The sequence below is a fragment of the Labrenzia sp. PO1 genome, assembly GCF_012273635.1.
Taxonomy (GTDB): domain Bacteria; phylum Pseudomonadota; class Alphaproteobacteria; order Rhizobiales; family Stappiaceae; genus Roseibium; species Roseibium algicola.
Genome location: NZ_JAAXCR010000001.1, coordinates 817,376 through 830,698, shown reverse-complemented (window position 1 = coordinate 830,698; position 13,323 = coordinate 817,376). Strand labels below are relative to the sequence as shown.

Sequence of the window (13,323 nt, the reverse complement as noted above, 5' to 3'; positions counted from 1 at the left end):
ATCTCGAGGACCGCGCTTTGACAAAAACAAACCAAGCCGGGAAAGGCGCGCTTTCCCGGCCGGTCACGAGTATAATAGCCTTAGCCGAAGTAGGATTGTAAAGGTCTTACTTCAAGGCTCCCAGCTTTATGGGCGGCAATGCCTTTCGCAGCAGCCACTGATCCTGCAAGGGTCGTGTAATACGGTACCTTGTTCAGAAGAGCCGCCCGGCGCATCGACCGGCTGTCGGAGATGGCCTGTGCGCCTTCGGTCGTATTGAAGACGAGCTGGACCTCACCGTTCTTGATAGCATCAACGATATGAGGGCGGCCTTCAAGAACCTTGTTGATCTTCTTCACCGCAATCCCCTTGTCCTCGAGGAACTTCTGGGTGCCGCCGGTGGCGATGATCGTGAAGCCGCCGGCTTCCAGGCTGCGGACGGCGTCAAGCACGCCGGCCTTGTCTTCGTCGCGCATGGAAACGAAGACGGTGCCCTTGTCCGGAACCCCTGTGCCGCAGCCGATCTGGGACTTGGCAAAGGCCTTGCCGAAGGCAGTGTCGAGGCCCATGACTTCGCCAGTCGAGCGCATTTCCGGTCCGAGGATCGTGTCGACGCCGGGAAAGCGGGCGAACGGGAAGACAGCTTCCTTGACCGCGATATGGTCGAGTTTCTTCTCGCTGAGGCCGAAGGAAGCCAGGCTTTCTCCCGCCATGATGCGGCTGGCGATCTTGGCGACCGGCGCGCCGATCGTCTTGGCGACGAAGGGCACGGTGCGCGATGCGCGCGGGTTGACTTCCAGAACGAAGATCTCGCCGTTCTTGATGGCGTATTGCACGTTCATCAGGCCGCCGACTTCCAGTGCCAGAGCCAATGCCGTGGTCTGGCGCTTGAGTTCTTCAAGCATCTCTTCGCCGAGCGAGAACGGCGGCAGGGAGCAGGCGCTGTCGCCGGAATGGATGCCGGCTTCCTCGATGTGCTCCATGATGCCGCAGACGAACACGTCCTTGCCGTCGCAAAGGGCATCGACATCCACCTCGATCGCGCCGTCGAGATAGCGGTCGAACAGAAGCGGGTTGGTGCCCAGCACGGTGTTGATCTGGCCGGTCTTGTCGTTCGGGTACTTTGCCCGCACTTCCGCCGGGACCAGCTCCGGCAGGGTGCCGAGCAGATAGGAGTTGAGGGCTTCCTCGTCGCGAATGATCTGCATGGCGCGGCCACCCAGGACATAGGACGGGCGGACCACCAGAGGCAGGCCGAGCTGACCGGCGATGAGGCGACCCTGTTCGACGGAATAGGCGATGCCGTTTTCCGGCTGCTTCATGTCGAGCTTGATCAGAAGCTTCTGGAACCGGTCACGGTCTTCGGCAAGATCGATCATGTCCGGTGAAGTGCCGAGGATCGGCACGTCCGCCTTGACCAGCGCCTGCGCCAGCTTGAGCGGGGTCTGGCCACCGAACTGGACGATGACGCCGTGCAGCGTGCCGTTCTCCTGCTCCTTGCGCATGATCTCCAGCACGTCTTCAGCGGTCAGCGGCTCGAAGTAGAGGCGGTCGGACGTGTCGTAATCGGTGGAGACGGTTTCCGGGTTGCAGTTGACCATGATGGTCTCGTAGCCCGCGTCTTCCAGCGCGAAGGCGGCATGACAGCAGCAATAGTCGAACTCGATACCCTGGCCGATCCGGTTCGGGCCGCCACCCAGAATGACCACCTTCTTCCGGTCGGACGGGTTCGCCTCGCACGCGGGCTGCCCCATGAAGGGAGCCTCGTAGGTGGAATACATATAGGCAGTCGGGGAGGCGAACTCGGCAGCGCAGGTGTCGATGCGCTTGTAGACCGGGTGCACGTCCAGCTGCTTGCGGAGCTTGGCAACGTCCGATGCATCGAGATCGGCAAGGCTTGCCAGGCGCGCGTCGGAAAAGCCCATGGCCTTCAGTTTGCGCAAGTTCGCTGCATCTTTCGGCAGGCCGAGCTTGCGGACCTTCGCTTCCATTTCCAGGATGGCTTCGATCTGCTCCAGGAACCAGGGATTGATGCCGCTGGCCTCGTAGATTTCCTCGACCGTCATGCCAAGGCGCATGGCCTGGGCGACGTTGAGAAGCCGGGTCGGTGTCGGTGTCGAGACGGCAGCGCGCAGGGCGTTGCGGTCGTCGCCCTGATCAAGGCCCGGGATTTCGGTTTCATCAAAGCCGTTCAGGCCCGTTTCCAGACCACGCAACGCCTTCTGCAGGCTTTCGTTGAAGGTCCGGCCAATGGCCATCACTTCGCCGACCGACTTCATGGCAGTGGTCAGGGTTGCTTCGGAGCCCGGAAATTTTTCGAAGGCGAAACGCGGGATCTTGGTGACCACGTAATCGATGGTCGGTTCGAACGATGCCGGGGTTGCGCCGCCGGTGATGTCGTTCTCCAGCTCGTCCAGCGTGTAGCCGACAGCAAGCTTGGCCGCGATCTTGGCGATCGGGAAACCGGTTGCCTTGGAGGCCAGGGCGGAAGACCGCGACACGCGCGGGTTCATTTCGATGACGACCAGGCGGCCATTGTCCGGATTGACCGCGAACTGCACGTTCGATCCGCCGGTTTCCACGCCGATCTCGCGCAGCACCGCAATCGAGGCGTCGCGCATGATCTGGTATTCCTTGTCGGTCAGCGTCAGGGCCGGCGCGACAGTGATGGAATCACCGGTATGCACACCCATCGGATCGACGTTCTCGATGGAGCAAATGATGATGCAGTTGTCCGCCGTGTCGCGGACCACTTCCATTTCATATTCCTTCCAGCCGAGCAGGCTCTCGTCGATCAGGACCTGACCGACTGGAGATGCGTCGATGCCGGAGCGGACAATGGTTTCGAATTCTTCCCGGTTATAGGCAACGCCGCCGCCGGTGCCGCCGAGCGTGAAGGCGGGACGGATGATGGCCGGCAGGCCGATCTCGTCGATGGCGCGCATGGCTTCAAGATAGCCTGCATTGCGGTCGTAACCGACGATCCGGCCGTTCTCGTCGTGAATTGCCGGGGAGGAGGCGATGGCCGCGCGCGGGTTTTCCAAGCCGATGACGTCCATCGCAGCCCGGAACTTTTCGCGGTCTTCAGCCTTTTCGATGACATCGGCGCGGGCGCCGATCATTTCCACGCCGTATTTTTCCAGAACACCCATCTGTTCCAGATCGAGTGCGCAGTTCAGCGCGGTCTGGCCACCCATCGTCGGCAGAAGCGCGTCCGGGCGTTCCTTCTCGATGATCTTGGCCACCAGCTCGGGAGTGATCGGCTCGATGTAGGTCGCGTCAGCCAGGTCCGGGTCGGTCATGATCGTCGCCGGATTCGAGTTGACCAGGATGATGCGATACCCTTCCTCGCGCAGCGCCTTGCAGGCCTGGGTGCCCGAATAATCGAATTCACATGCCTGGCCGATGACAATCGGACCGGCACCAATAATCAGGATGGAAGAGATATCTGTGCGTTTTGGCATCTCGGCTCGCAGCTCGCAGCGGCCTTTCCGGACAGCGGGCTCGCTATTCGGTCTGGCTCGGACATGAGGGTATGACTATGTTGGCTGAGCGCGTCTTATAGGGAAAAGCTGCGCAGGAGGGAACCCCGCCAGGGCGTGAAAGTCGACCTTTTGCGAGCTAAAATCACGACTTTATTCCGGCTTGGCAATTTCGGCGGGTAACGGGATCGTTGTCTGGCCGTCAAAGTCGCCGATCCCTTCCGACAATGCATAGCAGGCAAGGCGGATGGATTTGGGAATTTCAACGGGTCGCCCGTCGCGATTTCCCTTTTCGTAATACTGGATCATGCGCTTCTTCAGGCCCAGACGGTCTGCCGCATCCTTCTGCTTGAGCCCGAGTGCTCGCCGCCAATGGCGGAACTGCTGCGGGGTCATGCCGGGCATGGTGTCTTTGGATTTTGAATCGGCCATTTCGTCTTATTCCAGAATACCTTGGTTGCGGGCATCCCCTTGCGGGTTCGCTCGTCCAGTACTTCTGACAAAAATAACCTTGCTCATCGCTTGTCAATCGAGAAGTGCACAATGTGCTCTTTTGCGTCGATGGAGGTGGTTGAATTTGATGGTAAAATTGACCGTGTGGACAAAAAATTGATATACTTGTTCGGTGCCGTAACGGTTGGTCAAATAAGTGATAAGCTTAGATTTTTCCTTATCTTTTCATGAGGAGTAAGGCGGAATTGATATTCGCGCATAGCGGGTATTGTTGCGTATGTAGCGTTCATTTTCGTCTCGCGGATCACGATTCGTGAACTTTTTTGCCTACATAGTATCTAAGGGAAATTCACTAATTGTAATAATCCTCAGGGTTAGGAGTAAGCGAACTAAGTAATTTTCCCTTGGTCGTTGCCGTGAGGTAAAGAAAATTTATTGTGGATTTATATATTCAAGAAAAGTCTAGTTCTTATATTCAGATTATCGATAATTAATATTTGTTCGTGTTTTGGCTAAAGTGCCCCTGAATAAACATTCGTAGTTGCGTGTCCTTTCTCGTAGGTTTTTAGTTTTAGTTTTCGCATAACTGAAACTTCCATAAAAACTGGGCAATATTCCTAAATTTGGCGTAGATTTTAACTGTCGATCCGGTGTATTAGACTACTGCTTAGTCTCCTATGAGTTTGGCGTTGGGAGCTTCTGAAGCGAAGAGCATTGCGCTTCAAGCTGAGGGGGCTGTAATTGCGGTGCTAGTGGGACCTGATGAACCGGAGGTGGGACCGGCGAGTCGGGAGCGCAGCAAGACCCAGCCAGACTTGGAACAAAAAAGACAAGATCGGGCTTAAAAGTATGAACAATGTAGCAACCAAGATGGTCGTGGTGCCGGATATAGCCGGGCCAGGACAAGAAGTGATGCTTGACGATCGCGCTCTCGCGATCTCGGAAATGTCCGAGCGGTTCGACGTAACGCTCAGGACGCTTCGTTTCTACGAAGAAAAGGGTCTTCTCAATCCGGTTCGCAAGGGCGCACGCCGTTTCTACGGTCCTCGTGACGTTTCGCGGATGCGGGTAATCCTGCAGGCCAAGAAGATCGGCCTCACGCTTGCCGAAATCCGCCGGGTGATCAAGCTGGTGGAAGGCAACGGCAAACGGGAAGACCAGTTCAAGGAACTTCAGGAAATCTGCCTTGCGCAACAGGAAATCCTGGTGGAGCAGAAGCAGATGCTTGACGAGCAGATCGCAGAAGTCGGTCAGATCCTGACGGCATTTGACGAACTGATCGGATAAAGCTTCCGGCATCAGTTATCAAAAAACCCCGGTGTGCACTGCACGCCGGGGTTTTTTATTTGAGACAATGCTGCATTCCGGTGGCGGAGTGGCGTTGGCCGGCTGGTTCGTCGGCCAAACGCTTGTCTGCATTTCCCGGGGCCCGAGTAGGTCAGGCTGCCGATTTCGCGCTTTCCATCAGGTCGGTGAACCGCTTGAACAGGTAGTGGCTGTCACGTGGGCCGGGGGATGCTTCCGGGTGGTACTGGACGGAAAAGACGGGTTTGTCCTTCATCGCCAGACCACAGTTGGATCCGTCGAACAGGGAGACATGGGTCTGCTGAACGTTGTCCGGCAGACTGTCCGCATCCACCGCGAAGCCATGGTTCATCGACGTGATTTCAACCTTGCCGGTGGTGTGGTCGAATACCGGATGATTGGCGCCATGGTGCCCCTGGTGCATCTTGAGGGTCTTGCCGCCAAGCGCCAGTGCGAGCATCTGGTGGCCAAGGCAGATCCCGAACGTGGGAACGCCCGCATCGACAATCTTTCTGATCATCGGCACCGCGTAGTCGCCCGTTGCGGCCGGATCACCGGGGCCGTTTGACAGGAACACGCCATCGGGCGCTTGCGCCAGGACGTCATCCGCGGTCGCGGTCGCAGGGAGAACCGTGACCTCGCAGCCGGCGTCAGCCAGAAGGCGCAGGATGTTGCGCTTGATGCCGTAGTCGATGGCAACGACCTTGAACTTGCCGGACTTTGCCTCGCCGTAGCCCTCGTCCCATTTCCAGGTCGTCTGGTGCCACTGGTGCGACTGGGTGGTGGAAGCGTCCTTGGCAAGGTCCATACCCACCAGGCCGGGCCAGTTTCTGGCGGCCGTTTTCAGGGCATCGACATCGAATTTGCCGTCCGGCGAATGCGCGATCACGCCGTTGGGCACGCCTTTTTCCCGGATCAGTGCGGTCAGCGCGCGGGTGTCGATGCCGCTGATGCCGATCAGGTTGCGGCTCTTCAGCCACGCATCGAGATGTTTTGCCGCCCGGTAGTTGGCCGGATCGGTGATGGCGGCTGCCAGCACAACGCCGCGGATGCCGCTGTCTGCGGCCATGTTGACCGTCTCGATGTCTTCATCGTTGGTGCCGACATTGCCAATATGCGGAAATGTGAAGGTGATGATCTGACCGGAATAGGATGGGTCGGTCAGGATCTCCTGGTAACCGGTCATTGCCGTATTAAAGCAAATCTCACCAACGGCTTGGCCGGTTGCGCCGAGGCCCTGTCCCTCGATTACACTGCCGTCGGAGAGCACAAGCAAGGCGGTCGCCGGGGTCTCGGACCATGCGTCTGCAGTCGTCATGTCTTGTTTCCAGATCTTGTTGGTGACATCATGCGCTGCAGGAAGGGCGTCTGCGGCGGGCTGGAAAGCCCGCAAAAGGCCGCCTGCATTAAGCGCGGGACTCTATGGGAAGCGGCTTGGATCGTCAATATTGATCCTCTGAAAAAAGATCTTTAAAATTCAATGGCTTGGCTGAGAAAATGGAATGGCGCCCCTGAGCGCCGGGCCTCAGCGCGGCAGGGGTGGGGTGAACCATGCGCGATGTGATGCGCGAAAGAATCAACGCTGCCCTGAAAGCGGCACAGGACGAAGGCGACAAGCGCAGGTGCGCCACGTTGCGTCTGGTGCAGACCGCTGTGAAGGACCGTGAGGCTGCTGCCCGTGAAAACGGCAAGGACGGCGTCAACGAAACCGAAGTGATTGAGATCCTTCAAAAAATGATCCGTCAGCGGGAAACTTCCGCAGAAGAGTTCGAAAGCAGCGGACAGCTCGACCTGGCCGAGCAGGAGCGCGAAGAGCAGGAAATCATCCGTGAATTTCTGCCCGTTCAGCTCAGTGACGAGGAAATGCAGAAGATCTGCGAAGAGACGGTCAAGGATATCGACGCGCATGGTCTGCGTGACATCGGCCGCTGCATGAACGAACTGAAGAGCCGTTATCCCGGGAAAATGGACTTCGTGCAGGCGTCCTGCCTGGTGAAGGACATGTTGCGCGCTGACGGTGGTGAACAGGGCAGCACCGGGACTGGTAAACAGGACTGAGCCGCTGTTGCGGCCGGTGAGGCTGATGCAAAAATCTTCCAGAAGCCGGGCATGAGGCCCGGCACCACTGGAAACGACCTTCAAGACATTCTATTTTGGCGGACTGACCGGCGGCGCCCGAATGTGCCGATGGCAGGATGCCGTTTTCTGTAATCCGGACCCGTACACTGTTCCATGCGTTTCGAACCGCGCCTACTCGATGAAATTCGTGCCCGTCTGACCTTGTCGGATGTTGTCGGGCGGCGTGTGACCTGGGCCAGGCGCAAGACGCAGCCGGGCAAGGGCGACTATTGGGCGTGCTGCCCGTTTCACCAGGAAAAGAGCCCAAGTTTTCACGTCGACGATCGCCGTAACCGCTACAAATGTTTTGGCTGCGGTGCGTCCGGTGATCATTTTACGTTCCTGTGTGAAACCGAAGGGCTGAGCTTTCCGGAGGCTGTCGAACGCCTTGCCGAACAGTCCGGCGTCGGTCTGCCTGCGCCCGATCCCCAGGCGGCGCGGCGCGAGAAGAAGCGGGCCGGGCTTGCTGATATCTGCGAAATGGCGGCGCAGTTCTTTCAGGCCGAGTTCGCGGGCCCACGTGGCGACACCGCCCGTGCCTATACGCAAAAACGCGGCCTGACGCCCGATACGCTGCGCGAATTCCGGTTCGGGTTTGCGCCTGAAAGCCGCGATGCGCTGAAGGGATATCTAGCAGCGCGCGAGATCCCGGAAGCTGCAATGATCGAGGCAGGGCTCATCATCAAGCCGGAAGACGGGCGCCCGTCCTACGACCGGTTCCGCGGACGTTTGATGATCCCGATCCAGGACGACCGCGGCCGGGTGGTCGCCTTTGGCGGGCGAACCCTGTCTCCGGACGGACAGCCGAAATATCTGAACTCGCCGGAAACACCCCTGTTTCACAAGGGTGTCATGCTGTTCAACGCCCATCGCGCACGTGAACCCGCCTTCAAAAGCGGCGAGGCAGTGGTGGTGGAGGGCTATCTCGATGCGATCGCCCTCTGGCAGGCGGGCATCCACCATGTGGTCGCGTCCTTGGGCACGGCCTTTACCGAAGATCAGGTGGTGCGGCTCTGGAAATTCGCCCCCGAACCGGTGATCTGCTTTGACGGCGATGCGGCAGGTGTTTCGGCAGCGCATCGCGCCATCGACCGGATCTTTCCGGTGCTCAAGAGCGGCTATTCGTTCCAGTTCTGCTTCCTGCCTGACGGCATGGACCCCGATGACCTCATCAAGCAGCGCGGGGTGGCAGGCTTTCATGACGAAGTCGAGCGAGCACAGTCCCTGTTCGATGTGGTCTGGGAGCGGGAGATTTCCGTTTCACGACTCGATACGCCTGAACGCAAGGCGGCACTGGAGAAGCGGTTCGATGATCTGATTGCCACCATTCGCGACGAGCGGGTGCGTCGACGGTATCAGCTCGATCTCAAGTTCAAGCTGTCGAACCTGTTCTTCGAGCAGGCACGCCAGTCCCGGCAGGGGGGCAAGGGTGGCAAGGGCGGCGGTTCAGCCGACGCGGCGTCTCCGCTCGGCACGGCACGCGAACGGGTTGCTGCCAGCCACGATTTCGGCACCGAACGGCTGGTGCTCGGTTTGAGCATGCGCTTCCCGCATCTGCTCGACAGGAACTTCGAGCGGTTTTCCAGGTTGCCGTTTGCCAATGACCTCCACAGGCAATTGCGGGACATTCTGTGCCGGATCGTCGATGATCTGGAAGCGACGCCCATTTCCGACCTGACCAGCGCATTCGAGGAACCGCTTCGGGACATCATGGGTGAAATGATGCTCGAAACCATCGGCATGCAGCAGCAACGTGGTGCGGAGTTTTCCGCGCTGATCCATCGCTTCCCGCTTCTGAAATCCAACCCGCCGGAGGATTTCATCGAAGCGGCCTATCTGCACTTTCTCGATGTCCTGGAGCTCAATGCGCTGGAAGACGAACTCTCCTCCGAGCTTGCTACCGCGGACGAGCAGCTTGATGAGAATTCCTGGATGCGCATCCAGGCCCTGACGCAGGACCTCAGCCGGAGGCGAGAGGAATGTGCGCGCGATGAAGCCGACCTTGCCGAGCGTGCCAAAAAGATCCGCACGGCACCTCCTGTGGCCGTGGCAGCTCATTGATGGAATGGCTTGCCGGTGGCTTAAACGAGGATGTGTGGACCTTCAGTTCCGGAAAAGGGAACTTTTGGAGCAGCGACCCGTTTTCTGGCGACGAACCGGCATTGGGCCTGAAAATGCCCTCTTTGGTGTGCGCAGGAGCACAAAAATGGCATTTTCCAATTGACCGGTGACGAATCACACTTGCGAATCGCGTGAGCCGAGCTAAATAGAACCTTTGCAGCCCTCAAGCGCCGGAGCTTTCAAGCCTGCTCGCGGCAAAAGTCTTAATATAGCTGCAACCCGAACGAACACCTTTTACGCATCCGTTTCCGGATGCCGACAGAAAAGGCCGTGTGCTGCGTCGATGCTGAAATATGCCAATGTCGAAAAGTGTACGGTTAATTGGGACTTAAGGGACACGGCTTACAAACCTAACCGCAGTGATTCTTTCAGACGCCGCCGCACCACATGCTGGCGCGCTGGGGGTGAATTGGGTTGAAGCCAAACAAAGGGCGCGGCGTGGCCGGACCGGCCGCGAACTGGAGCACGATATGGTAGCCAAAGCGACACAAGCAGACGACACACAGGAGCAGAGCACGGACGGCCCTGACGGCCCTCTGCTGGACCTGTCGGATGCCGCTGTCAAAAAGATGATCAAAGCCGCCAAGAAACGCGGCTATGTCACCTATGATGAACTGAACGAGGTTCTGCCCTCGGAGCAGGTGTCTTCGGAAAAGATCGAAGACACCATGTCCATGCTTTCCGATATGGGCATCAACGTGATCGATTCCGACGAAGCCGAAGAAGGCCCGGAAGAAGTCGATGGCGGCGATCTGGTTGCCGCAAGCACGACGGCACTTGCCAAGAGCACCACGAAAGAGCCCGCCGACCGCACCGACGATCCCGTGCGCATGTATCTGCGCGAGATGGGCTCGGTCGAGCTCCTGTCGCGTGAAGGCGAAATCGCGATTGCCAAGCGCATCGAGGCTGGCCGCGAGGCGATGATTGCGGGTCTTTGCGAAAGCCCGCTGACCTTCCAGGCCATCATCATCTGGCGTGACGAGTTGAACGAAGCCCAGGTTCTTCTGCGCGACATTATCGATCTGGAAGCAACCTATGCCGGCCCTGATGCCAAGGCCGGCCCGGCCGTTGCCAATGACGATGTGGCCCCGGGCGAAGGCAATTCGGAAAACTCCGGCGGTGCGTCTGAAGACACCGAAAACGAAAGCGAAGACGGTGACGGCGAGGATGACGACGACGAGTTCGAATCCAACGTTTCCCTGTCCGCGATGGAAGCCGAGCTGAAGCCGGGCGTCCTGGAAACCTTCGACAACATCGCCGACAACTACAAGAAGCTTCGCCGCCTGCAGGATCAGCTGGTGGAAAACAAGCTGGCCAACAAGACCCTGTCGCCAAGCCAGGAGCGCCGCTACAAGAAGCTGAAAGAAGACATCATCGTTGATGTGAAGAGCCTGTCGCTCAACCAGAACCGTATCGACGCCCTGGTTGCCCAGCTCTATGACATCAACAAGCGCCTGATGGGCTATGAAGGCCGTCTGCTGCGTCTGGCCGACAGCTACAATGTCGACCGCACGGACTTCCTGAAGCAGTATCAGGGTGCCGAGCTCGACCCGAACTGGCTGCGCAAGGTTGCCAATCTTTCCACGCGCGGCTGGAAAAACTTCATTGCGAAGGAAAAGGAAACCGTTCGCGAGCTGCGTCAGGACATCCAGACGCTGGCCACCGAAACCGGGCTGGAAATCACCGAATTCCGCCGCATCGTTGCAATGGTGCAGAAGGGCGAGCGCGAGGCACGTATCGCGAAGAAGGAAATGGTCGAGGCGAACCTGCGTCTCGTGATCTCCATCGCGAAGAAATACACCAACCGCGGCCTGCAGTTCCTGGATCTGATCCAGGAAGGCAACATCGGCCTGATGAAGGCGGTGGACAAGTTCGAATACCGGCGCGGCTACAAGTTCTCCACCTATGCGACATGGTGGATCCGGCAGGCGATCACCCGTTCGATTGCCGACCAGGCCCGTACCATCCGTATTCCGGTGCACATGATCGAAACGATCAACAAGATCGTGCGTACGTCGCGCCAGATGCTGCATGAAATCGGACGCGAGCCGACCCCGGAAGAGCTGGCAGAAAAGCTGCAGATGCCGCTGGAGAAGGTTCGCAAGGTTCTGAAAATTGCCAAGGAACCGATCTCGCTCGAAACACCGATTGGTGACGAGGAAGATTCGCACCTGGGCGATTTCATCGAGGACAAGAACGCTGTTCTGCCCATTGATGCGGCCATCCAGTCGAACCTGCGCGAAACCACCACCCGCGTGCTCGCCTCGCTCACTCCGCGTGAGGAACGCGTGCTGCGCATGCGTTTCGGTATCGGCATGAACACCGACCACACTCTGGAAGAAGTCGGGCAGCAGTTCTCGGTTACCCGTGAACGTATCCGCCAGATCGAAGCGAAGGCGCTGCGCAAGCTGAAGCACCCGAGCCGGTCTCGCAAGCTGCGTTCGTTCCTGGACAGCTAAGCTGCCGGGAAGAGCTTGAAACATCAAAGAACCCGGCGGAGACGCCGGGTTTTTTTGAAACTTCGAACCTGAAATCAACCGGCAACTTTGCTTTAAGGGCGCTCTATTGGCCATCACCGCCGACATGGACCGGAACATGGTCGGGATCGAGCCTGCGGACCGGCGGCTTTTCCTGTGGGGGCTTGTGGTCTCCGCCGTGCTGCACGCGCTTGTGGCCTTGATGCTGCTGGAAGGCGTATCCGGCTATACGACCCAGCCCTTGCAGGACGTGGTTGAAGTCGAACTGCTGCCTCCGCCGCCGCGGGAGGAAGAGACGCCACCTGTGGAACTTGAGCAACCTGAACCGGAGCAACCGGAGCAGGAAGAGGTGGAAACACCCGAACAACCCGAGCCGCAGGAACAGGAGCAGGCCGAGGAAGCCCCGCCGCCACCTCCGCCACCGCCAGCGTCCGCTCGCGAAGACCTTGCCGAGACGCCCGAACAACCGCCAGAGCCGTCCGTTCTGCAGGAAGTGACCGAGTTCGGCGAAGAAGATACGGGGCTGCAAGGGGAAGAGGAAACGCCGCCGGCATCCGCTGAAAGCGCATCCTCGGAGAGTGAGCAGCAGGCGGAAACCGACGCGCAGACGGATGAGGCCCAGGCGGGCGAAACGGACGCCGGCGAAGGCGAAGGTGAGGGCGAAGGTCAGGAAACCGAGGCTGCCGAAACCGAAGCGCCGCAGGAGGATGCTTCGGAAGAAGCGCAGGATACCGCCGCTGAAGACGCCGCCGATGAAAGCGAAGCCCCTGAGGAGGCCTCAGACGTTGCGGAAACACCCGAACAGCCGGAGGCCCTGCCAGAGGAGACCGTTGGAACCGGCGCGGAAACGGACACGGCTGAAACCGGAGAGCAGCCCGCCGAAGACTTCGGAATTGTCGGACCGATCGCAACGAACAAGACGCCCGCTCCCAAACCACCGAAACCGGTGGCTTCGCCTCAACGCGACCAGGCAGGAGGAGGGAGGGCATCAGGCGGCTCGGAAGGACCTCCAGCCGGAATGATTGCAGCTCGGGAACTTTATTCCCGCGATATTCTGGATGATCCGCAGGCGCGCACGGCCATGCGCGGCATGACCGAGGGCCAGCGGCTGAACCTCTTGTGCATGACCGAGTTGAGAGAGCAGATAGCTTCCGTCAGTTCCTTGCCGCCTGAACTGCTGCCGTCTTTCCGGCCTCGTGGCGGCAACGTTCTGCAACCGCGTATCGCCGCTTTCCGCAGTCTTGGCCGCTGGTTCGACGTGGCTTTCCGCTGCGAGACGGACAGCGGCGTGACGCGTGTGGAGCGGTTCTCCTTCAAGATCGGCAAGGAGATCCCGCAAAGTCAGTGGCTGGAACGGGGACTGACGGGGTTCTGATCCCGCCAGTTTG

At 59.0% G+C, this 13,323-nt stretch carries 8 protein-coding genes; 5 read left to right on the top strand and 3 right to left on the bottom strand.

The window, feature by feature from the left end; genetic code table 11:
* Positions 1-80 precede the first annotated feature (80 nt).
* Positions 81-3,443 carry a carbamoyl-phosphate synthase large subunit gene (carB, locus tag HCG46_RS03945; protein ID WP_062487795.1) on the bottom strand — a complete coding sequence of 1,121 codons (3,363 nt, stop codon included), beginning with the start codon at positions 3,441-3,443 and terminating at the stop codon, positions 81-83.
* A 171-nt stretch (positions 3,444-3,614) separates the two neighbouring features.
* On the bottom strand, positions 3,615-3,893 hold the full coding sequence (locus HCG46_RS03940; protein ID WP_022997958.1) for a helix-turn-helix transcriptional regulator: 279 nt from the start codon (positions 3,891-3,893) through the stop codon (positions 3,615-3,617).
* A gap of 870 nt (positions 3,894-4,763) precedes the next feature.
* On the opposite strand from HCG46_RS03940, the gene HCG46_RS03935 reads away from it, so the two are divergent.
* Positions 4,764-5,201, top strand: a complete 438-nt coding sequence (locus tag HCG46_RS03935) for a MerR family transcriptional regulator (protein ID WP_022997956.1) — start codon at positions 4,764-4,766, stop codon at positions 5,199-5,201.
* 151 nt (positions 5,202-5,352) lie between these two features.
* Here HCG46_RS03935 and carA read toward each other — a convergent pair whose 3' ends face one another.
* Complete coding sequence (gene carA, locus HCG46_RS03930) at positions 5,353-6,537, bottom strand: glutamine-hydrolyzing carbamoyl-phosphate synthase small subunit (RefSeq protein ID WP_168684734.1); 1,185 nt, start codon at positions 6,535-6,537, stop codon at positions 5,353-5,355.
* A 245-nt stretch (positions 6,538-6,782) separates the two neighbouring features.
* On the opposite strand from carA, the gene HCG46_RS03925 reads away from it, so the two are divergent.
* The 4 genes from HCG46_RS03925 (at position 6,783) to HCG46_RS03910 (ending at position 13,310) form a co-directional block, all read left to right on the top strand.
* On the top strand, positions 6,783-7,277 hold the full coding sequence (locus HCG46_RS03925) for a GatB/YqeY domain-containing protein (protein WP_051990208.1): 495 nt from the start codon (positions 6,783-6,785) through the stop codon (positions 7,275-7,277).
* 174 nt (positions 7,278-7,451) lie between these two features.
* Positions 7,452-9,398, top strand: a complete 1,947-nt coding sequence (gene dnaG / locus HCG46_RS03920) for a DNA primase (RefSeq protein WP_168684724.1) — start codon at positions 7,452-7,454, stop codon at positions 9,396-9,398.
* A gap of 530 nt (positions 9,399-9,928) precedes the next feature.
* Entirely contained in the window at positions 9,929-11,917 is a 1,989-nt protein-coding gene (gene rpoD / locus HCG46_RS03915) for an RNA polymerase sigma factor RpoD (RefSeq protein ID WP_031268185.1), read from the top strand.
* Positions 11,918-12,023: 106 nt separating this feature from the next.
* Positions 12,024-13,310 carry a DUF930 domain-containing protein gene (locus HCG46_RS03910; protein ID WP_168684722.1) on the top strand — a complete coding sequence of 429 codons (1,287 nt, stop codon included), beginning with the start codon at positions 12,024-12,026 and terminating at the stop codon, positions 13,308-13,310.
* Positions 13,311-13,323: the final 13 nt, after the last annotated feature.